Raw genomic sequence first — 21,567 nt, 5'->3', positions numbered from 1 at the left:
TTCCTCCTATTTTTTGTCAATGGATTTATTGCCCAAAAATTAAGGAAAATTGCGATAGGCGTTAGTTGCTTATCTGCGTTTTCGGATATCGAATACTCTCTACCATTCGTTGAACCTCTTCGGGCGCGTCACTGCTAAAGCGAGCCACGCTAAATGCGACGGTAAAGTTGAGTAGCATGCCAAGGGTCCCTATCCCTTCCGGAGAAATACCGAACAACCAGTGTTCGGCGCTGTTAAGCTCTGGCGAAATGAACTTGAAAAACACAATATAGACGGCGGTAAACACCATACCGGTCACCATTCCACTGACAGCGCCAACGCTATTCATGCGCTTGCTGAAAATGCCCATGATGATTGCAGGGAAGAAACTCGAGGCGGCCAGGCCAAATGCAAAGGCGACAACCTGTGCAACAAAGGCAGGCGGATGTATACCGAACCATCCGGCAATAATAATGGCGATTGCTGCCGCTAGCCGGGCGTAACCCAGCTCCGCCTTTTCAGATATAGCCGGCATCAGGTTTCGTTTCAGCAAATCATGCGACACTGAAGTCGATATTACTAATAAAAGCCCCGCTGAAGTGGACAGTGCCGCGGCTACGCCACCAGCCGCCACCAGTGCGATGACCCATGCGGGTAAGTTAGCGATTTCGGGATTGGCCAGCACCATGATATCGCGATCGATGAGCATCTCATTTCGCTCATCGCCTGCGTAAAACATTTTACCGTCCTGGTTTTTATCATCCCACTCGATCAGCCCGGTTTTTTCCCAGTTTTTAATCCATTCCGGTGCAGCTTGATAACGGGTACCCTGCATGTCCTGTCCATTGATGGTGTCTATCATATTGGTGCGGGCAAATGCAGCTAATGAAGGCGCAGTGGTATACAGAACAGCGATGAATAGCAAAGCCCAGCCAGCACTTTTTCTGGCATCTCTTACTTTGGGCACAGTAAAAAAGCGTACTATCACGTGAGGCAGACCGGCGGTGCCAACCATTAAGGCGAAGGTAATAAAGAATACATCTATAGTACTTTTAGTACCAGATGTGTATTCAGCAAACCCAAGCTCCAACGAAACCTGATCGAGCTTATGTAGCAAAAACAGGTTTGGGTCATCAGCCAGGGTAGCGCCAAATCCAGTCTGTGGAAGCACATGTCCGGTTAACATTAGCGAAATAAAAACGGCGGGCACCAAATAGGCAAAAATCATTACACAATATTGCGCAACCTGCGTATAAGTTATGCCTTTCATGCCGCCCAATACGGTGTAGAAAAACACTATTGCCATGCCAATCAGCACCCCGGCAACGATATCAACTTCAAGAAAGCGACTAAACACAACGCCGACACCGCGCATCTGGCCTGCCACGTAAGTAAAACAAATGAAGATAGCGCAAATAACAGCTACGGTGCGCGCCGTCTGCGAGTAGTACCTGTCACCGATAAAGTCCGGAACGGTAAATTTGCCGAATTTTCTTAAATAGGGAGCGAGACAAAGGGCTAGCAATACATATCCGCCTGTCCAACCCATCAGGTACACAGCGCCGTCATACCCCATAAACGAAATCAGCCCGGCCATGGAGATAAACGAAGCTGCCGACATCCAGTCCGCAGCGGTGGCCATACCATTTAAAACCGGAGGAACACCGCCACCTGCCACGTAGAACTCATTAGTGGAGCCAGCACGTGCCCATAATGCTATGCCAATGTAGAGGGCAAACGACAGTCCAACGATAATGAAAGTGAGCTGCTGTACATCCATGACTTCATTCCTCATCCACGCCAAATTGTCTATCCAGCGTATTCATCTTGTAGACATAAACGAAGATCAGCACCACAAAGGTATAAATAGCACCTTGCTGTGCAAACCAGAAACCCAATTTAAAACCAAAGAATGAAAACTGATTCAGCGCGTCGACAAACAAAATGCCTGCCCCGAACGAAACCACAAACCAAACAGTTAGCAGTTTTAATAACAAACGTAGATTAGCTTTCCAGTAATTTTCGGCTTGAATGCGGGAGGTACTCATAACGTTCTATTAACATTGTGAAAACACTCACCTTACAAAAGATCCGCTGCGATCACTATCAAAATATGATCAAAGCGTTACCGCCTTAAAGGTTACTGGAGCTGAGCGCTCGTTTTTTCATTGTCTTTAATTTCTTTTTCGGCGGGTGTGACAGGATTGACCTTGCCCATGGACTGCCATTTGATTTTGGGATTAATCAATACAGGCCGGGTCAATACAAGATTATTGGGATAAAGCACGGTTTCCCGGTCGGGGGTTACCAGCCGGGTATTAAACAGGTTAATGTCGCCAATGTAGCCTTCGATATAGTTATCACCGTCTAACAAGCGTATGTAGTTTCCCCGACGATAGGCCACATTTGTTAGGAGGATAAAGTAGGCAGTGATATTGCTAATTAACGACCAGCTGGCGAACAGGGCGACACCGGTTAGTGTCAATATTGATGTAGATAAAACTAGCAGGCCAGAAAAGTCGATTCCCCACGCCAGTAAAATAAACGAAAATGTCACCACTGCAGTTAAAATTCTGACGACAAATAAGCCGTGCACCGCATTGCTCGATTTTAACCGGCTTTTTTCAATATTTTTTTCTACTCGTGGTAACACAAACCTCGTCATTGCCAGATACAAGACCAGCATCACTGCCGTCCAGATAAAATGCATCTTAAAGTCTGACAACCATTGTGAGAGTTCGTTAAACCACGCCATTTGAATATACGCTCCTATTTTATCAGCTCAAGGATAGGGAAAAGTGAGACATTTAGCACGTGTTGTTTTGCAGTTTTCGTGCGTTCAAGCACTGATTGATTGCAAAATATCCAAACTGCATCACTTAAAATAAAATTACTATCTTCTATACTGAAAGTGAATTACTCTCGCACACGAACTAAAGCAGCCTATTTATTGTCATCCAATAACTGCTAAAGTGCGTAGCAACCCACTAAATTTTAAAGAGAATATTCGCTATGCGTATAGCTATACTGTCAAGAAACGCAAACCTTTATTCGACTAAGAGACTGGTCGAAGCTGGACGTAACAAGGGGCATGAAGTCGATGTCATAGATACAATGCATTGTTACATGGACATCACCAGTGCCAAGCCTTCCGTTCGTTACAAAGGTAAACGCTTGCCAAAATATGATGCCATCATTCCCCGGATCGGCGCTTCAGTCAGCTTCTATGGCACTGCAGTGGTCCGGCAGTTTGAGATGACGGGTACGTACAGTATCAATGAATCGGTGGCTATCAGTCGCTCTAGAGATAAGTTGCGTTCGTTGCAATTGCTCTCCCGCAAAGGTATTGGCATGCCGCGCACTGGATTTGCCCACCATCCGGATAAAATCGACGACTTGATAAAGAATGTGGGCGGCGCGCCTGTGGTGATCAAGCTTCTCGAAGGCACACAGGGAATTGGTGTGGTTTTAGCCGATACGCAAAAAGCAGCAGAGGCAATTATCGAAGCGTTTATGGGCCTCAATGCCAGTATTCTTGTTCAGGAATATATTAAGGAAGCCGGCGGCTCGGATATCCGCTGCCTGGTAGTGGGTGGTAAAGTTATCGCGGCCATGAAACGACAGGCTGCGCCGGGTGAGTTCCGTTCCAACTTACACCGCGGTGGGTCTGCCAGTTTAGTCAGACTATCGCCAGCTGAACGAAAAACAGCAGTTGATGCCGCTAAAACCATGGGTTTAAACTGTTGCGGTGTCGATATACTACGCTCTAACAACGGCCCCGTCGTAATGGAGGTAAACTCGTCACCTGGATTAGAAGGGATTGAGAAAGCCACCAACAAAGACGTTGCAGGAATGATCATTGACTTTATCGCCAAATCAGCCAAACCTAATAGCACTAAAACAAAAGGGACAGGTTAGTGTCACAATCTGAACTGATAATTGGCGGTGTCTCCGTAGCGCCTGGCGAATCAGCTAAAATCCAGCTGGACATGCCACCATTATATACCGCTACTCATATGAGTATCCCGGTTTACGTTAAAAGAGGCAAACGGCCAGGCCCCACGCTCTTTGTCAGCGCGGCTATTCACGGTGACGAGTTAAATGGTATTGAAATTGTCTCACGGTTAATCAGCTCAAAATCGATCGAAAAGTTGCGCGGTACACTCATCGCTGTGCCCATTGTTAATGTGTATGGCGTGCTGGCACAATCGCGTTACCTGCCCGATCGCAGAGATTTAAATCGCAGCTTCCCTGGCAGTAAAAAAGGTTCACTGGCAAGCAGGCTGGCACACCTGTTTTTTAATGAAATTATTAGCAAATGTGACTATGGGATCGACTTACACACTGGCGCCATCCATCGCAGTAACCTGCCACAAATTCGTGCCAATCTGGATGATCTCGAGGTGCTGGAGATGGCCAAAGCATTCGGCATTCCCGTGTTACTCAACGCCGATATTCGAGATGGTTCGTTAAGGCAGGCGGCCAGCGATGCAGGGGTTAAAATCTTGCTTTACGAAGCAGGCCAGGCCTTACGGTATGATGAATTTTCGATTCGTGCTGGCGTACGCGGCGTGATTAATACCATGCGTCATCTTGGTATGCTCAATAAAAGCCGTAGTAAGGGTCATGATATAAGACGCTTTATCGCCAGAGAAAGCGGCTGGGTGCGAGCCTCGGAAAGTGGTTTTGTCAATCACCTCGCGCAGTTAGGTGACCACGTTTATAAGGGCGATATTTTAGCGACCATTGCCGATCCCTTCGGCGATCATAGGGACAACATTGTATGTCCAGCTGAAGGAGTTGTCATTGGCAAACAAAATATTCCGTTGACGCAAGAAGGCGAAGCGATTTATCACATCGCCTATTTTAAGCGTCCCAGCTCAGTTGCCGAGCATGTGGGAATATTACAGGACCACTTATTACCTGATGATCAACCAGTAACGTAACAAAACAGGAAACCGCCCATGAGCCAGAATACGCAAAACAAGCGACTCGTTGGTGCACTTGAATTGTGTGACCTGCCTAAATTAGCCATTAACGATTTAAATATCAGGGTCGATACCGGCGCGACCACCTCCTCACTTCATGTTGATAATATCGATGAATTTGAAAAGGACGGTGAGCTGTGGGTTAGTTTCGATATTCACCCTGATATTCATAATGTGTCAAAAATAGTTCGCCGCGAAGCGAAAGTGGTGGCGCAAAAGAAGGTGAAAAGCTCTACCGCTACCCGCGAGCGCAGGTATACCATCGACACTCCCATCGTGATGGCGGGTGAACGTTGGGACATCCAATTAACCCTCACCGATCGCTCCGAAATGACTTATTTAATGTTACTGGGAAGGGAAGCCATGTCAGGACACTTTATCGTGGACCCTGAACACGATTATATCTTGACCCAGCCTGCTACACAGCCCTAGGGGATACGAAGTGGCTTTCAAGCCCTTAATCATTTTCAGTTTTATTGTTTTGCTTTCATCAGGCTTAGCCAAAGTTGCGCGGGCAGAGGAGCTATCCCACGATTCTGCTTCGCCCACAGAACTGACTATACCGCAACCTGTTAGCGGTACTAATGATTTGTATAATTACATTGTTGATATTTTAACAAAGGCGCTAGATGTCACCGCATCTAAATTTGGGCCAGTCACCCTGCTTGCAGTGGATGAAGCCGCAATGCAAACCAGCCAGCTACGCGACCTCGAGCAACAACAACTGGATATTACCTGGAGTGTAACAACTGCTCAGCGGGAACAGCGTCATCAGGCCATTTTCATTCCCATCACTAACGGCTTATTTGGACAACGAGTCTTACTGATCCGCGAAGATGAAACACGTTTCGACGCGCCGGGAAGCGAGGCATCACTTAAACGGCTTCGTTATGTTCAGGGTCATGATTGGCCTGATGCACATATCTATCGAGCAAATGGTTATCAGGTGGTGGAAAGCACCTATCGTGGCGCGTTTACTATGTTGTCGGAAGGGTTTGTTGATGCTTTTCCCCGGGGTATTTTAGAGATCCATCAAGAGCTGGCAGCAAGAGATAACGCGAGATTTAAAATCGAGCGCCATGTTTTGTTCCAGTATCCCAGCGCAATGTTTTTTTTCGTGCCAAAAAATAAACGAATGTTGGCGGTAAGATTAGAAGAAGGGTTGACCAACCTTTATCAGACTGGCGAATTGCAGCGGCATTTAGCAAAACAACCCTTTTACCAATCAGCGCTTGAGACGATGCAAAACAGAATGGTTTACCATCTTGCCAATCCATTACTTAGTAAACGAGCTACTCAGGCACTGAACAAATATCAGTTCAGCGATGAGCAGCCCAATGTTGACGGGCAGTGAAAATTTTCTGCCCCTTACCTGTTCAAGCGGCCTTCAATTAATTTGTCAACCACCGATGGATCCGCCAGTGTAGAGGTATCGCCCAACTGGTCGTGTTCATTGGCGGCTATTTTACGTAATATTCGGCGCATGATTTTACCCGATCGTGTTTTGGGTAACCCTTCGGCCCACTGAATTTTATCAGGCACAGCGATGGGACTTAATTCCGTTCTGACCCAGTTTTTCAGTTCATCCAGCAGTGCATCACTGCCTTTCTCACCGTCGTTCAAAGATACATAAACGTAGATCCCCTGCCCCTTGATGTCATGGGTGTAACCTACCACCGCAGCTTCTGCGACTTTGTTATGTGCCACCAGCGCGCTTTCAATTTCGGCTGTGCCTAGTCGATGCCCCGAAACATTGAGCACGTCATCTACCCGGCCCGTGATCCAGTAATAACCGTCATCGTCACGTTTAGCACCATCGCCGGTAAAGTAAACGCCAGGATAGGTACCAAAATAGGTTTGCATGAAACGTTCATGATCGCCATACACGGTTCGCGCCTGTCCCGGCCAACTTTGCTTGATGACCAGGTTGCCTTCACCCGACCCTTCAATTTCATTGCCTTCTGTGTCAAATAACGCAGGTTGAATGCCGAACATTGGCTGGGTCGCTGAACCGGGCTTCAAATCAGTCACCCCTGCCAAGGGTGTAATCATGATGCCCCCCGTCTCGGTCTGCCACCACGTATCCACGATAGGGCATTTTCCATTACCGATAACCCGATAATACCACCCCCATGCTTCAGGGTTGATTGGCTCCCCAACCGAGCCTAGCAAACGCAGAGACGACGTATCGCATCCCTCCACCGGTTTATCACCATGGGCCATTAACGCACGGATAGCCGTGGGTGCGGTATAAAGGATGGTGACCTTATACTTTTCAACGACCTGGGCAATTCGGCGGACATCAGGATAGGTGGGCACACCTTCAAAGAATACCTGTGTTGCCGCATTGGCCATGGGCCCATAAATCATGTAACTGTGGCCCGTGATCCAGCCAACATCGGCCGAACACCAGTAGACATCATCCAGTTTGTAATCGAACACCGCTTTAAACGTTAATGCCGTATAAAGTTGATATCCTGCCGTCGTATGCACCACGCCTTTCGGTTTGCCAGTCGAACCGGAAGTATACAGAATAAACAGCGGATCCTCGGCGTCCATGACTTCTGGCTCACAGCGGTCATCACAGTTTGATTTAAGTTCCTGCCAACTGACATCCACTTTGTTAGCCGGGCCTGTATCATCCCCGGTTACGGTAAACACCAGAACGGCTGTGATTGACGGGCAAGCGCCCCCAGCCAGCGCTTTATCTACGTTTGCTTTTAACGGGATCGTTTTACCAGCGCGTCGCCCTTCGTCGGCGGTGATCACGACTTTGGCATTGCTATCGTTAATCCGATCTGCGATGGCATTCGGTGAAAACCCACCAAAAATAACCGAATGCACAGCGCCGATGCGTGCGCAGGCCAACATGACAAATGCCGCTTCCGGTACCATCGGCATATAAATCGCAACCCGGTCACCTTTTTTCACGCCCAGCTGTTTTAAGCCATTAGCCAACTTACATACTTCGTCATAAGCCTGTTGATAGGTCACGGTCTTTGCATTCCCGGGCGTATCACCTTCCCAGTAAAACGCCACGCGATCGGCGTGTTTTTCCAGATGTCGGTCGAGACAGTTCACACTGGCATTGAGTTTTCCGTCGCTGAACCAGGCAATATCAACACGTTCTTTGGTTGTGATTGTGTCATTCGCGGTCGTGGGAAATGATTCCCAATCCAGCAGCTTTGCCTGTTCTAGCCAGAAGCTATCATTGCCGGATAAAGAGTCCTCATATTGTGCGACATAATCAGCACGACTAATGTTGGCTTGCTGTGCAACTGACTCTGGTACCGGATACAATTTTTTTGCGGTCATGCTAGTGCCTCCAATGCGTTGTATTTCGATTCGTTGATGAAAGCGCCACAATTCATTGGTGGCGGTATTTTTTAGCCTTACTCTACTGGCAATCTTGCTGTCAGAGCAAGTATAACCAATCAGGTGGCAGCGACGTGAGACGACTATTAATATTTAAAATCCAGCCGGATAGTCATGCAGGATCGCATCAATCTGTTTCAGCGTGGCAGAATCGAGTTGTAAGTTAAATGCATTCAGATTCTGTAGAAGTTGCTGGGTATTAGTCGCCCCGATAATGGTGGAACTAACCCCTGGTACCTGCTTACACCAGGCCAGCGCAAGTTCAGCCGACGTTATGCCGGCATGCCTGGCTACTTGCTGATATCGCTTGGTAGCTTCGTGAGCTGCGGGCCTGTCACGAAATAGCCCCTGACGTTGAATGTAAGTCCATCTAGAGCCTGAGGGGCGCTTTCCATCAATGTATTTACCCGTTAAAATTCCAGTGGCAAGAGGAGACCAGGGCAAGTAAGCCACCTGCTCGAACATGCATTGCTCTATCAGATAAGGCCAATCTTTCGTGTGCAACAGACTAAATTCATTTTGAATAGACACGGGTCGTTCTACGCCCATTTCTTCGCATAATTTAAGGTAGGTGGCAATACCCCACGGAGTCTCGTCTGAAAGTCCCCAGTGACGAATTTTTCCCGCTGTTATCGCGCTTTTGAGTGCGTTAAGAATATCGCGCATCCCCGCTATTTCAGCTGCAGTATCCGTTTGCTGAGGTTGATATTTCGCTGGCCAGTGTCTTCCAAAATGGGGTGTGCTGCGATTTGGCCAGTGCAACTGATACACGTCGATATAGTCAGTCTGTAAACGCTGTAGGGAAGCATCCAGTGCTTGAGTAAGCGTGGTCCCACTTATCTGGCTGCCTTCACGAATGTAATTGAGTCCACTTCCGGCCACTTTACTCATAACCACCAGTTGCTCGCGATAATGCGCATGTCGATTCAACCAGTGCCCTAAAATTCTTTCCGTATCGCCATATGTGGCCTCGTTTGGAGGTGTGGGGTACATCTCAGCGGTATCGATAAAATTTACGCCGGCTTCGATAGCCACTGCTAATTGTTCATCGGCATCTGCCTGCGTGTTTTGAATTCCCCATGTCATGGTGCCCAGACATACCTCAGACACATTAAGCTGACTTTGCCCTAACCGATTGAATTTCATCACTACCTCGAGGGGACATAATTGAGTTACCTAACCATAGTGAATAACACTAGGTGAAGCAACGGATTAAAATTTTAACCAATAAGATTTCTGATCTAGGGAGAAACCCCTATAGATGATTAGAAATCGAACAGCCATTATAAATTTATATTCTGTCACTTGGTCAGAAAAATAAAATTAAATTGCCGGAGGCTGTCATGAAAAAATTTACTCTCTCTGCGGTTGCTGCAGCGTTTATCGCTGCACCAACGGCTCAAGCACTTGCTGATGCATACATTGGTGAACAACTAGCCACAAAACTATCCACGCTTTCTAATGCCGAGTCCGTGATGGCGGTGGTCACCTTTGATCAGCTTGAGCCATTGGCTGAGTCGCAGATTCAACAAATCCTGAATCTGGGTATTATTGAAGGCGTACAATTTCGTTCACTCCCCATTATAGGTGTGGTTGCGACCAAGTCGCAGATTGAGGCGCTGGCAAAAATGGACAACATACGTTCTATTTTTGCTAATCGTAAAATGGAATATTACAACGCTGACGCTCGTGAAATAACGGGGGTAGATGAGTTACAGGGTACCGATTTTGCGCAGCGAAATGGCGTCGAGTTCACCGGTAAAGGGGTTACCATCATGGTGAACGATTCGGGTGTCGATGCCTCTCACCAGGATCTCCTGTTCGGTGATACCGTGGTGGAAAATGTGCAGGCATTAACTCACGCGTCTGCCATCAGCATCACAGGTGTGACTGATGGCATGACGGTCAAAGGGCAAATTAATACCGATTTAAACTCTGGGCACGGTACTCATTGTGCGGGCACCATCGCTGGTAGCGGCATAATGTCTGACGGCAAGTATGTCGGTGCTGCACCCGATGCCGATCTGATTGGCTATGGCTCTGGTGGCGGCCTGTTTCTGCTGGATACCATAGGCGGTTTCGATTTCGCTATCAACAATTTGTATACTTACGAAAACCCCATCAAAATCATCAGCAATTCATGGGGTTCAAGTGGTAAATATGAACCACTCGGTCCGGTTTCATTAGCTACCTACAAGGCACACAAGCTAGGTATCATCAGTGTTTTTGCCGCAGGTAACGATGGTCCAGGTGAAGATTCTCACAATCCTTATGCACAGATTCCCTGGGGCATGTCAGTGGGTGCAGGTGATAAATTTGGCAAGCTTGCTGACTTTTCTTCAAGAGGCCTAAAAAGCGAATCAGGCGATTTTACCATGCCTGATGGTTCAGAATGGACCTACAACAACGAAGTATCAATCGTTGCTCCGGGCGTAGATATCATCTCCACCCGCGCTTCAACTAATCTTGTGGCCAACGGTGGTGATGCCGACCTGGACGCTATTGAGACCCAGTATGTGCCTTTTTATACCATGATCTCAGGTACGTCGATGGCAACGCCGCATGTGTCAGGCATCATTGCGCTGATGTTAGAGGCTAACCCTAACCTCGACCCACTAACGATTAAAAAGCTGCTGCAGGAATCCGCTACCAATATGCCCGGTTACCAACGCTGGGAGGTTGGCGCTGGCTACGTTAATGCCAGAAGCGCCGTCGCTGCGGCACTCGATTACGATATGGACTATCGCACCACGGTGAATAATCTGCCTGACAAAACGTTTCGTGCAAACGCGTTAGTATCCACCAGCGATCGTACCGAAAATTTCCAAATTTTCTATTCGCCGGTGGGCGAGCCAGAAGTCTCTTATTTTGAGGTAGGTGATTCAGAAGTTCTGGTTAAAGCATCTGCCAGCTCACCGGCTAACTTAACCAAACTTGTACTTGTTGCGCCTGATGGCACCGAGTATTTCGGGAATTTAACCACACCAGTGTTAAGCGAAACCATGCGTGTTTCAGCTCCAGCAACCCCAGGTACGTGGGGAATTTACGCTTACGGACTGACTTCACTTTCCGGCGTCAATGCCGATCCGCTGGGAGTCACCAATGGCCCTGGCCTGCCAGAAACGTTTGACGTCACCTTGTCATTTGAAGAAAGTGGCGGCTTTAACGGTATTGATGACATTGATGGTCATCCGCAAGAAGGCGTCATTGAGTTTGCCATCAGCGAACGATTGATGGATGGTTCACTGCATCGCAAATTCCACCCCGACTGGTCATTAAAGCGCATAGAATTTGCCGAGTACGCGGTAATGGGCGGAGCGGTTCGTCAATATCGCGATTTGCTGAACGACCCGAGTCCGCTGAATGATAATGCGCCTAACGGAAGTCAGCCGTATTTTGAAGCTGTGATGGCAAATGGCGGTGCCCTGAAAGATTCAACCGCTTCGCAAGCTCCGGTTATGCTTGAACGCAACGGCAATCTGGCCCCTTACGGCAGAATAAAGAAGCTTGAAATGGCCTATTCACTTGTTCAATTACTAGGCATGCAATCCTTAGCTGAAGCGTTCGATCCTAATGACGATATTGTCGTAGATTATAAAGGGCAGCAAATCGTATTGTCAGACCAACACGACATTCCTGCTGAAATGAAAGGCTATGTACAGGCAGCAATCAACCTTTCATTACTGAATGTTGAGTTTGGTGTTGAGCAGGGCGGCTTTTCTCTTGAGCCGACACTGACAGCAAGCTTTGCTCCTGATACGAAAATTAGCCGGGCTCACTACGCTGTTATCGCATCGCGATTATTCACCCAGTACTTTGAGTAATGAGGTAGTGTGCGCCGGTATAACTTGATACTGGCGCACCGCTGCTTTATGGTTGAATAGTAGAATTGATGAGGTAACACATATGACTCAATGCAAGCGAAAGCTTAATTCACAACGTAATATCTGGCTAGCTGGCCTTTTTCTGATGTGTGCGAGTGTCACGCAAGTGCATGCACAAGTTGTACAACCCAGTTCACTCTCGGTTGCTGACAACAGCATTCAAGCGTCAATTTCGTTATCAAATGCGATTGCGGTTGATGTAACCGTTGAGTTTGAAAACTCAATTGGATTGCATGCTAACAACATTGACGTGCAGGCAACTCTGCTGGACCCCACCGATCCCAGCATTGTCGATCGACTACCGTCATCATTGATTAATGCTGACAGCGCCTTTCCTGTAATGGTCTCCATCAGTCCTAAGGCGGAAGCGGGCTTTGGTTTCGAAGGCGTTGCGATGGTTGAACTGTACACCACCGCGCTGCATTATGTTGAAGGTACCCCATTGCGTTTATTCCGCTCTCACGACAATGGTGAATTCGAAGATATCACCATGCTGACAGCGTCTGGTAGTTTCCGCGCGCGAGGCAATACGGGTAGTTTTTCAGATTTTATCATTCTGGCTGACACCCGCCCCCTTAGCACCGTATTAAATGAGAAATTTAATGCATTGAATAATGTGTTAAGCGGCAACCGTAATGAGATTAGCAGTGGACTGCTTAACCCGATAGACGTAGCGATGAGTAGTCTTTACTCCGCGTTAACATTACAAAATTACACGGTAGCGCTAGCTCATGTAGATACGCTTATATCGCTGCTGGAGTCTGCCAACGGTAATGCAGTTCCCGACGTATGGCGTTCATCTAACGACATTACTAACGTGAAGGGCGAGCTACTTACTCACCTCTACACCCTTCGCTTCAGTTTACGGACTAATTAACATGCCGCTCCAAATCGCTGTTTCCACGCCCCAAGGCACAATGGCTGAGCATCTTCTTTTCGAGGGTCAGCCATACAACATTGGGCGTGCGGAATCAGCCGATGTCGTGATTAATCATCCGCAGGTGTCACGTCAACATGCGATATTAAATCATGTTGACGACAACCAGTGGTCATTGAACGACATAAGCAGTACGGGTTGTTTTCGACTTGGTCAGAAAGTTTCATCACTCATGATCGACGACGAACAGTCAATCTTATTAGGCCCTGTGGCATGCAAGTTCAAACGTATCAGCCATCACGAACTGGAAAAGGCTGAAAGCCACCGCATCTGGAAAAAACTTCAGCTGCAACAATACTGTGCACAATTGAGCCAGTGTCACGACAGCATGGCCCTGATACATATGGCACGAGAGTGTATGATGCAATCGCTGGGCTGCGAACGTGCTGCACTCATCTTGTTCAACCAGGATGCCGATTTTCAACAGGGAATTGGTTACGAACCCTGGATGGATGCGCAAGGCTTCTCTGGTAGTCGTACGGTTATTAAAAAGGCCATTGCACAACAAGCCCCCCTTGCCATTGGTAACCTTAGGGCTGAACAGGATTATGCGCTGCAACCCAGTATCGTTCAGCACAATATTCTCGCGGCTCTGTGCGTCCCAATTTTAGTTGAAAATCAGGTAATTGGAGTGCTTTACGGTGATAACACTGTGGGCCGTCAATACTTTTCCGAAACTGATGTCACCTTTGCTGCATCACTGGCTAACGTGCTTTCTTTACGTTTATTATTTCACTCAATCGAACATAAGATTTCTTTACTGCAAAGTTCGTAGTACGCTTAATAAAAAGTCACAGCAAAAAAGTAAAGAGTGCTAATGTCGGAGTGGTGTATTGACTGAGTCGCAAGATGGCGTTTCATCAGGTTCGCTAGATACTCAAAAACTCAATTCTCCTCAGTTATCGCCAAACACCGTTTTGGCGGGGCGCTTCTCTATTCGAAAAAAACTGGGCTCGGGTGCCCAGGCAGCCGTGTATCACGCATTTGATGAATTACTTCAGGTTGATGTTGCCTTAAAGCTAGTTGAAGGCGTTACGTCCCACTCAGACCAGCTTCACACCGTCCGCAACGAAGTTGTGGTTGCCAGAAAACTGAATCATCCCAACATCATACGTGTCCACGACCTGTTTGCCGATGAGCAGCACGTTTTCTTTACTATGGCTTACGTCGAAGGCGAACCGCTTTTTCATCGTTTACAACGACCAGTCAAAAGACGTGAATATTTAACCTGGGCACGGCAGCTTTTAGATGCGGTACACACATGCCAGCAAGCAGATGTACTGCACGGTGATATCAAACCAGATAACATCCTGATTGATTCACAGGGAAAACTGATTCTCATCGACTTTGGGATTGGGCAACAAGGCGAGACCCATGAACAAACCAGCGGTCATGAGCATTACTCTGCGCCTGAAGTTTTGCATGGCGGCAAGTCATCATCGTTGTCGGACACGTACAGTGTAGGTAAAGTGTTGCAGGAGATACTTCACTGTGTCAGTGTGCGCCGGTTCTCACTTTCAGATCATTTGTTCCGCTACCGCCAATCGGCTTTTTTAAAAACGTTAACCCATAGGCTTGCTGCAAAACGACCAGAAATAGCGCTCGCGCTAGCGCGTTTCTGCGCAAACGCGAGCTCCAAAACGCCTCTGCGCTGGGTACTTTATCCGGCGATAGCAGGTATGCTTTTAGTGTTGCTGTTAAGTTACCGTTTACTGTCTCTTGACACTCCTTCCATACCAAAAGGCCAGGTGAGTGTTATTATTCACCAGCAGCAAAATATTCCGGTACTGAGCACAATTAACCGTTTACTTAGATTTTCCCTCAGTCAGCATCCCGAAATACTGCTGTTGCAGGAAGAAAGCTCACAGCCTCTGATCGCTAACCTTGCATTAAAACCTATTGATAAAGCAAGTGACCGTGTTGATCTGGCTACGCCTCTTGATGCCAACTTGATACTTATTCTGACTGCCGCCCCTACCGGGAACCAGACATTTTTGCTTGAGGGCACAGGCTATTTGATGCCAGCAAACCAGCCATTGTTTGTACAGAGCGCAAACTTAACCGCGCAAACGGTTCAGCGCGATGTGGCTACCTTTGCCGAGCAATTATTAAGCGCCATCGTAGAACATACAAACAACACTATTACAGTCCCTGAAATTAACTTTTTAACTTCAGCCACCGAGCTTGCCGAGGCAGACACGCTTAAGGAACGCGACTTGATCGCGTCTATGCAGGAAAACGCCCCCGAAGCTCCTGAAGGTTGGCTAGCCGGCGCCACATTGGCGTGGAACGAAGGACGTATTGGAGATGCGAATGAGCAGTTAGACAAACTGGCCCAGATATCTGATCTTAATGAATACTGGCTTTTGCAAGGTAACTTTCTCAGAGCTCAAATTAAAGATGACTTAAAGCTTGCTCAGCAAACTATCGCGCGCTTAACCGAACTTTATCCACACAATGCAAAATTATTGACCCAGCGTGCACAGACTCACTTGTGGGCAGACGATATTGATGCAGCCCTTAAAGACTTCAGACAAGCTTTATCTATTACGCCCAAAGACGCGCTGTTATGGTTTGAGTTAGCTCGCCAGCAGATTATTAACGGTGATATTGAAATTGCTATTGATGAAGCCCTGACTAAATCACTTATTCTTTATCGGCAGCAGGAAAACCTGGTTGGCGAGAGTTTAGTACTCAACGCGTTCGGAGTGGCCCATTTACGGTTGGCCAATTACGGTGTCGCCCAACGGTATTTTAAGGAAGCCCTTGCGTTGAGATCGGCGCAGGAGTTTCCATCTGACAGGGCAACCACCCTAGCTAACCTTGCCAATGTTGCCGCGATTGGCGGCGATTATGAACTTGCCGAAAAGTCGCTAAATGAAGCACTACAGCTTCTCGATCAACTGGGCGACAAAGTTAAACAGGCGCACGTCCTGGATACCCTGGGCTTTTTGTTTGAAGAACAAGGCAAGTATGGTGAAGCGCTCGCTTACTACAAGCACGGTTTAGATATTCGTGTGCAATTGACTGACGACAGCAAACAAGCGGAAAGCATGAGTAACGTAGCCTGGATGCACTTCCTGATGGGTGATTTTTCGTTGGCTGACATTTACTGGCAGCAGGCAAAAACACATTTTGAGCGAGATGGCGATCAAACGCATCTTATCCGAACGATCCAAAATCTCGCTCAGTTAAGGCTGGTCAAAGGCGACAAACTTGCTGCGTCGAGGAGCCTTGCTGAGGTAGAAACTCAATTAAATCCGCAACAGACGCAAGAGCAAATGTATAACCAACTGCTTTTCAGTTTTCTGAATTTTTCAGAGGGAAAACTGGACGTTGCGGCGCAAAACATAACAAAGGCGCTGCAACTGGCAGAGGAAATGGGCGACACCCGCGCGCTGTCTGAAGTAAAATTATGGCAGGCTGAGGTCTGTGTCTATATTGCTGATTGGCAGTGTTTACAACAGCAAGTCGGTGAGCTATCAGACTTGGTCAGTGAGGTCATGAAAGAACAGCAAGCCGTTCTCGCCTGGTTGCAAATGGTAGCCGATATTGAATCCATGTCAGACCGTCAACTAGTGGGTGAGGCTGATACGATCCCCTTTCCGGCAGGCACTATTCCGGTCCTGACCGAACTTAAAATCTTATTAGATTTGCAGCACCGCCTCCAACTGCCTTCAGATAGTGCGTATATGAAAAGGGTCAACGAATTAATTAAACCAACGTATTATCAGGCGTATATGCAATGGCTTTACTTAACGGATAACAAAGAACAGCTTAAACAACAGGTAGAAACACACCCGGGCTATTGGCGAAATCATATTTATTACCAAAAACTGGATCAAGCGAAAAGCCAGCAGTTAACCCAGGAATGGCTGTCTAACCTTGGCGAAGTTCAGGCGCAGCAATATCAAAGGACCTACCTTGAGCGACTCTGAAAAACGAGAATTGATCGCAGAAATTCAACGCCAGCAAAACGTTTTAAAAGCGTTGCTGGATCAGGAGCAATCAGCCTTGACCGAGTTGGCCAAGCGTTTATGGGCGCAGCAGGAATCGGATAAAGCGCGGCTGTCACGAGAACTACATGATGGCGTTGGTCAGTTACTCACCGGATTGACTCGAAGGCTGCAGACTATGGCTCATACCGACCCAGCAGTGAGTGAGCTGGCGGAAATCGCCGAACTGGCACTGGCTGATGTCCGTCAGCTGTCCAGACTAATGAGCCCGACTATTCTGGATGACCTGGGTTTAAAGCCAGCATTGAACTGGTTATGCCGCAATCTATTTGAACATGAACAGATTACCTACTCATGTGAAGTTGACGTTCAGCCCGATTTGCCTAAAGATATTAGTATACTGATATTTCGTGTTACCCAAGAGTCGTTAGTGAATTCAATTAAACATGCTCATTCAAGCGCTGTCACCGTTACCGTCAAGCAACATTTCAATATGGTCATGTTAAACCTGATTGATAACGGTAAAGGCTTCTCACGTGAAAACATTACCCCTGGTGTGGGATTAGCCAGTATTGAAGACCGTGCAAAGGCGTTCAATGCTGATTTGAATATTCATTCGTCGCCTGAGCATGGAACGCGAATTTCACTAACGATACCATTATGAACATCTCTGTAGTTATTGCTGACGATCACGTGCTGATGCGCCAGGGCCTGGTGCAAATGCTGGATGCGACTGACCATATTTCAGTCATTGGCGAATGCGGTGATGGTGTTGAATTTATCGAACAGGTGATTAGGCTGCAACCGGATGTCGCCATCATGGATATATCTATGCCTCGTATGAGCGGATTGGTGGCGATAGACAAGCTACTGGCACAACGACCTGAGGCAAAAGTACTGGTGCTTTCTATGCACAATGAACTGGAATATGTTGAAGCAATGGAAGGCGCAGGCGCTAAAGGTTATATGCTTAAAGAATCATCCAGTGAGGAGTTACAAAAAGCCATCGTCGCTATTGCTCAGGGTCAGCGATATTTTTACACGCAGAAAACGGGCGCACCCCTTGATGCAGAGAAAAACGTCAGCGCGGCCAGGACAAATCCACTAACGGCATTAACCAGAAGAGAGCGTGAGGTATTTTTTCTGGTGGCAGCAGGCAACACCAGTAAAAAAATTGCAGAACTATTAAATATGAGTCTGAAAACGGCTGAAAATCATCGAAGCAATATTTACAAAAAGCTGAATGTAAGTAGCTCGGCTGAGCTAATCAGATTGGCCGGCAAAGCCGGCCTTTTAGAGTAGTTGTTTTACTGCGCGTTTAGCTGATCAAATTCCGTGATTATGTAAGCAGCCTCACCTCGCGATACTGATTCAGCAGGTTTGAAGTAGGCCTTTAACACAGGGTTGATATCAAACTTGCCCTGCTCCACTTCAACTGTGACATCCAACAAGCCCAACGCCAGGGCGCTTTGCACGTAACCTCGCATCTCAGGTGCTATCTCATTGGTATCCATTACTTCAACCGCTTGGTCAAATACCACAGCAATAATGGTATTGTTTGGGTCGAACGAAGTGGCGACATCTTGTAAACCCAGCGATTGCACCAGTGAGTAGGCTAACTCCTCACGACTGATTTCATCTTGTGGATGAAATTCGGTTTCTGATTTAGGCAACATCACAGGCTCATCTGAATGGCCAAGGTCATCGAGAATGCTACCCGTTTCGCTTACTGAATTCAGTGCCGCTGAATAAACCGGATCGGCGTCAGAAAACTGCAATTGGTTACCCTTAGTTGACTGGCGAACATTTGCTGCCAGGGTCAGAGTGTCGGCCAGATCTTCACGTGTCATATTTTGATGCGGCATGAAGCCCTGTGTCGTTGCGTCCATCAGGTGGCGCGCAGTGACATATTCTACAAAAGGACGGCTCGGCTCACCTTGGGTGTCTGCGATACCTTCAAACCCGGCGGTTTCCAACAAACGGATATTCACATCTACCGTGCTTGGTACACCGACACCATTAGTGACGCCCAGTGGATCTAAAGATACGCCACTGATGCTGCCAATTCCCCGGCTATATAACTTCCAGGTACCGGGCATACCAGGAGCAGCGGTGCCAACCGCAGAGCCTAATACTGGCAGACCAATGCCAGAACCGTAACGATTACCTTCTGGATCTTCAAGAACAAACGCGGTTGCTGTTTCTATACGGGCACTGGCAACAACCATTGCTACATTCTCTTCCACTTCAAACGTTTCCGTAGGTGATTCACCCGCGGGTAAGTAAGTGGTTGTCAGGGTGAAGCTGTCACCCTCAGTGACCAGCGCGTTCGCATTGAAGTCACGGTTTTGTTTCACTGTATCACCAAATACTTGCTCTCCATTAACCACAGCGGTAACGGCGGCGTGAGCATTAACGTAACCTGCGCCGGCTTCCCATTCCTCTAAGCCTGCCATTGGCGTCGCGGTATTTTGTAAAATACGTTTAACATCCTGCCATTGCAAAGTGGGATCCGCTTCCAACATTAATGCAACAATACCTGAAACATGCGGCGCCGCCATTGAAGTACCGCTGGACACTGTGTAATAAGGTAAAAACGCGGGTTCAATCATTGCAGCATCATCTTGTGCGCTTAAACCGCCTAAGCTTGACGTTGAGGCGCGTGCAGAAATAACATCAACACCGGGCGCCGTAATAGTTGGGCGATCTTCCCAGGTAAACACTTCACCCTGAACAATGGCCTCACCGCCTTTGCCGTCAACACCGCGTGAACTGAATTCGGCCAGATCGCCATTTTTATCACCCGCAGCTACCGTTATTACCCAAGGTGCCTTTTTAAAGTTACCGGTAATGGTCGATTCACCCGGACCCGAGTTACCGGCAGAGAATACCGTAATAATGCCACGATCAGCCAATGCTTTGGTGGCTACGTTGGTGGGATCATCCGGGTTGAAATCAGTACCTACATCGCCAGTGTTACCAAATGAATTGGAAATTACGCGGATGTTATAATCGTACTGGTGTGTAAGTGCATAATCGAAACCACCCAGCGTATCTAGAATGAATAAACCTGCACCTGAGCCGTAACCTATAATGTCAGCACCCGGTGCAACGCCCGCGTGCAGCCCACCGCTCTTCGCCCCATTGCCACCTACCGTTCCGGCAACGTGTGTCCCATGACCACCACCGATGTCGGTGTTGGCAACATTTTCCTGATAGGTGATTGGCAACATAGTGTCTAAACTGTGAAGATTCGTTTGTGCCAATACATTTTGTACTACGTGGTCGGGAAACGCCAAATCGCCGTGGGTCCCATCCACACCAGAATCGTTCACGACTACGCCAATTCCCGCGCCAGAATAGGGCACGCCGTTATTACGCAGATCTTTATCAGCACGCATCGCCTGTACACCCGTGATTTGGGTAGACTCGTGGTTTTCCAGTTTGAGCTTGTCGTTATTCCACACAGAAACTACATCAGGGCGGGCGTATAGCTGGTTGATTTGATCCTGCGTAGCCAACAACCCAACAATAGGAAGGTTTTGCAGACTTACGCCTTTGTCGATGCCTAACGCCTGAATTGCGTTTAGTTGGTCAGCAGTGGGCGCGCCTGTTCCATCAAAAGTAACGATAACTTGATGTAGGCCCAATGGGTTAGCACTGATTAATGCCTGTAGGTCGTCATCAAAAGTTTTTGCTTGCACGCTGCAAGGTAACGCAACGGCAATAGCTAACGAAACAAGTGATTTGGATTTAAATACGTTCATGAAACACCTCAATTCTAATTGACCAATTTAGTATCTGTGAATCAGATTGGTACTGAAATGAGGAGTTACCCCTAGAAAATATAACTTTTAGCTAACATCTTTTTAACCTATGGGGCTAAAGATAGTTATAACAGCAATAAAAAACCCTCCAAAAAGGAGGGTAAAAAAATGCCAAATAAAGTGGACAGCTGAGCCGTTAAGACAATCAGTGTTACTTTTTGCTGGGAGACTCATATTGAGTAACGTAAAAATTAATTTACCATTTAATCATTGACGATTAATCGGTGAGAATAAATAGGGGTTTTCCCCTATAAGCAGACTGAACGTTGAGATGTTGGCTTGGCAATAGGTCACGCACTTATCACCCTGGTGCTGCACGCTTCACGAAACTGCCCACAGATCAGCTTGAAATAGGTGAACTGGCGTTTTTGGAAACTTAAACACAAAAAAGGCCGCTTGCGCGACCTTTTTCTCAGATGACTCGTGTCAGCGTTGATTATTCGATAATCTTAGCAACGCCCGACAGGGATGTCGCAAGTGCAGAAAATGCAGGTGCAATTTTCTGCCAACACCAGCACCTACTGTGCGACCCCAGCCCCTCGCAGAGCTCGGGTCGTTCCAGCGGCGCGAATGAAACTGTTCATTCGCTTATTCCCGCTTCCACCCGTTCACGGAACACCG

Annotated in this window: 16 protein-coding genes; 10 read left to right on the top strand and 6 right to left on the bottom strand. The window is 47.5% G+C overall.

The genetic code is table 11. The features are described from left to right. Positions 1-61: 61 nt before the first annotated feature. The 3 genes from HCJ96_RS15270 to HCJ96_RS15260 form a co-directional block, all read right to left on the bottom strand. Positions 62-1,759, bottom strand: a complete 1,698-nt coding sequence (locus tag HCJ96_RS15270) for a sodium:solute symporter family protein (protein ID WP_169211954.1) — start codon at positions 1,757-1,759, stop codon at positions 62-64. A gap of 4 nt (positions 1,760-1,763) precedes the next feature. Beyond that, a complete protein-coding gene (locus tag HCJ96_RS15265) occupies positions 1,764-2,027 on the bottom strand; it encodes a DUF4212 domain-containing protein (RefSeq protein WP_169211953.1) in 264 nt (87 codons plus the stop codon). A 92-nt stretch (positions 2,028-2,119) separates the two neighbouring features. Beyond that, positions 2,120-2,734, bottom strand: a complete 615-nt coding sequence (locus HCJ96_RS15260) for a mechanosensitive ion channel family protein (RefSeq protein ID WP_169211952.1) — start codon at positions 2,732-2,734, stop codon at positions 2,120-2,122. Positions 2,735-2,991: 257 nt separating this feature from the next. Between HCJ96_RS15260 and rimK the strand changes: the two genes are divergently transcribed. From rimK to HCJ96_RS15240, 4 genes are read left to right on the top strand one after another with little or no spacing between them, the layout of a single operon-like run. Continuing rightward, entirely contained in the window at positions 2,992-3,897 is a 906-nt protein-coding gene (rimK, locus tag HCJ96_RS15255; RefSeq protein WP_169211951.1) for a 30S ribosomal protein S6--L-glutamate ligase, read from the top strand. Then, positions 3,897-4,925 carry a succinylglutamate desuccinylase/aspartoacylase family protein gene (locus HCJ96_RS15250; RefSeq protein WP_343034736.1) on the top strand — a complete coding sequence of 343 codons (1,029 nt, stop codon included), beginning with the start codon at positions 3,897-3,899 and terminating at the stop codon, positions 4,923-4,925. The genes rimK and HCJ96_RS15250 overlap by 1 nt, the downstream gene beginning before the upstream one ends. An 18-nt stretch (positions 4,926-4,943) precedes the next feature. Next, positions 4,944-5,399, top strand: coding sequence for an ATP-dependent zinc protease family protein (locus HCJ96_RS15245; protein WP_169211950.1), 456 nt, complete (start codon positions 4,944-4,946; stop codon positions 5,397-5,399). A 10-nt stretch (positions 5,400-5,409) separates the two neighbouring features. Continuing rightward, positions 5,410-6,321, top strand: a complete 912-nt coding sequence (locus tag HCJ96_RS15240; RefSeq protein WP_169211949.1) for a type 2 periplasmic-binding domain-containing protein — start codon at positions 5,410-5,412, stop codon at positions 6,319-6,321. Between the two features lie 14 nt (positions 6,322-6,335). On the opposite strand, the gene acs is transcribed toward HCJ96_RS15240, so the two are convergent. Together acs and HCJ96_RS15230 are read right to left on the bottom strand one after the other, a co-directional pair. Then, the gene (gene acs / locus HCJ96_RS15235; protein WP_169211948.1) at positions 6,336-8,282 is read right to left on the bottom strand and encodes an acetate--CoA ligase; all 1,947 of its coding nucleotides are present in this window, start codon (positions 8,280-8,282) and stop codon (positions 6,336-6,338) included. A gap of 153 nt (positions 8,283-8,435) precedes the next feature. Then, positions 8,436-9,488: an aldo/keto reductase gene (locus tag HCJ96_RS15230; protein WP_169211947.1), complete on the bottom strand. Its 1,053-nt coding sequence runs from the start codon at positions 9,486-9,488 to the stop codon at positions 8,436-8,438. Between the two features lie 197 nt (positions 9,489-9,685). Between HCJ96_RS15230 and HCJ96_RS15225 the strand changes: the two genes are divergently transcribed. The 6 genes from HCJ96_RS15225 (at position 9,686) to HCJ96_RS15200 (ending at position 18,421) form a co-directional block, all read left to right on the top strand. Continuing rightward, positions 9,686-12,166, top strand: coding sequence for a S8 family peptidase (locus HCJ96_RS15225; RefSeq protein ID WP_169211946.1), 2,481 nt, complete (start codon positions 9,686-9,688; stop codon positions 12,164-12,166). Between the two features lie 82 nt (positions 12,167-12,248). After that, positions 12,249-13,103 (top strand): DUF6689 family protein, encoded by an 855-nt coding sequence (locus HCJ96_RS15220; RefSeq protein WP_169211945.1) that lies wholly within the window; start codon positions 12,249-12,251, stop codon positions 13,101-13,103. 1 nt (position 13,104) lies between these two features. After that, on the top strand, positions 13,105-13,938 hold the full coding sequence (locus tag HCJ96_RS15215; protein ID WP_169211944.1) for an FHA domain-containing protein: 834 nt from the start codon (positions 13,105-13,107) through the stop codon (positions 13,936-13,938). 58 nt (positions 13,939-13,996) lie between these two features. Continuing rightward, positions 13,997-17,101 carry a serine/threonine-protein kinase gene (locus HCJ96_RS15210; RefSeq protein ID WP_169211943.1) on the top strand — a complete coding sequence of 1,035 codons (3,105 nt, stop codon included), beginning with the start codon at positions 13,997-13,999 and terminating at the stop codon, positions 17,099-17,101. Further along, entirely contained in the window at positions 17,088-17,783 is a 696-nt protein-coding gene (locus HCJ96_RS15205; RefSeq protein WP_169211942.1) for a sensor histidine kinase, read from the top strand. The genes HCJ96_RS15210 and HCJ96_RS15205 overlap by 14 nt, the downstream gene beginning before the upstream one ends. Further along, positions 17,780-18,421, top strand: coding sequence for a response regulator (locus HCJ96_RS15200; RefSeq protein ID WP_169211941.1), 642 nt, complete (start codon positions 17,780-17,782; stop codon positions 18,419-18,421). The genes HCJ96_RS15205 and HCJ96_RS15200 overlap by 4 nt, the downstream gene beginning before the upstream one ends. 5 nt (positions 18,422-18,426) lie before the next feature. On the opposite strand, the gene HCJ96_RS15195 is transcribed toward HCJ96_RS15200, so the two are convergent. Then, the gene (locus HCJ96_RS15195; RefSeq protein WP_169211940.1) at positions 18,427-20,886 is read right to left on the bottom strand and encodes a S8 family serine peptidase; all 2,460 of its coding nucleotides are present in this window, start codon (positions 20,884-20,886) and stop codon (positions 18,427-18,429) included. Positions 20,887-21,567 lie beyond the last annotated feature (681 nt).

It is taken from the genome of Alteromonas ponticola (genome assembly GCF_012911815.1).
Lineage (GTDB): Bacteria > Pseudomonadota > Gammaproteobacteria > Enterobacterales > Alteromonadaceae > Alteromonas > Alteromonas ponticola.
The sequence above is the reverse complement of the archived record's forward strand: the minus strand, read 5'-3'. Positions and strand labels throughout refer to the sequence as shown.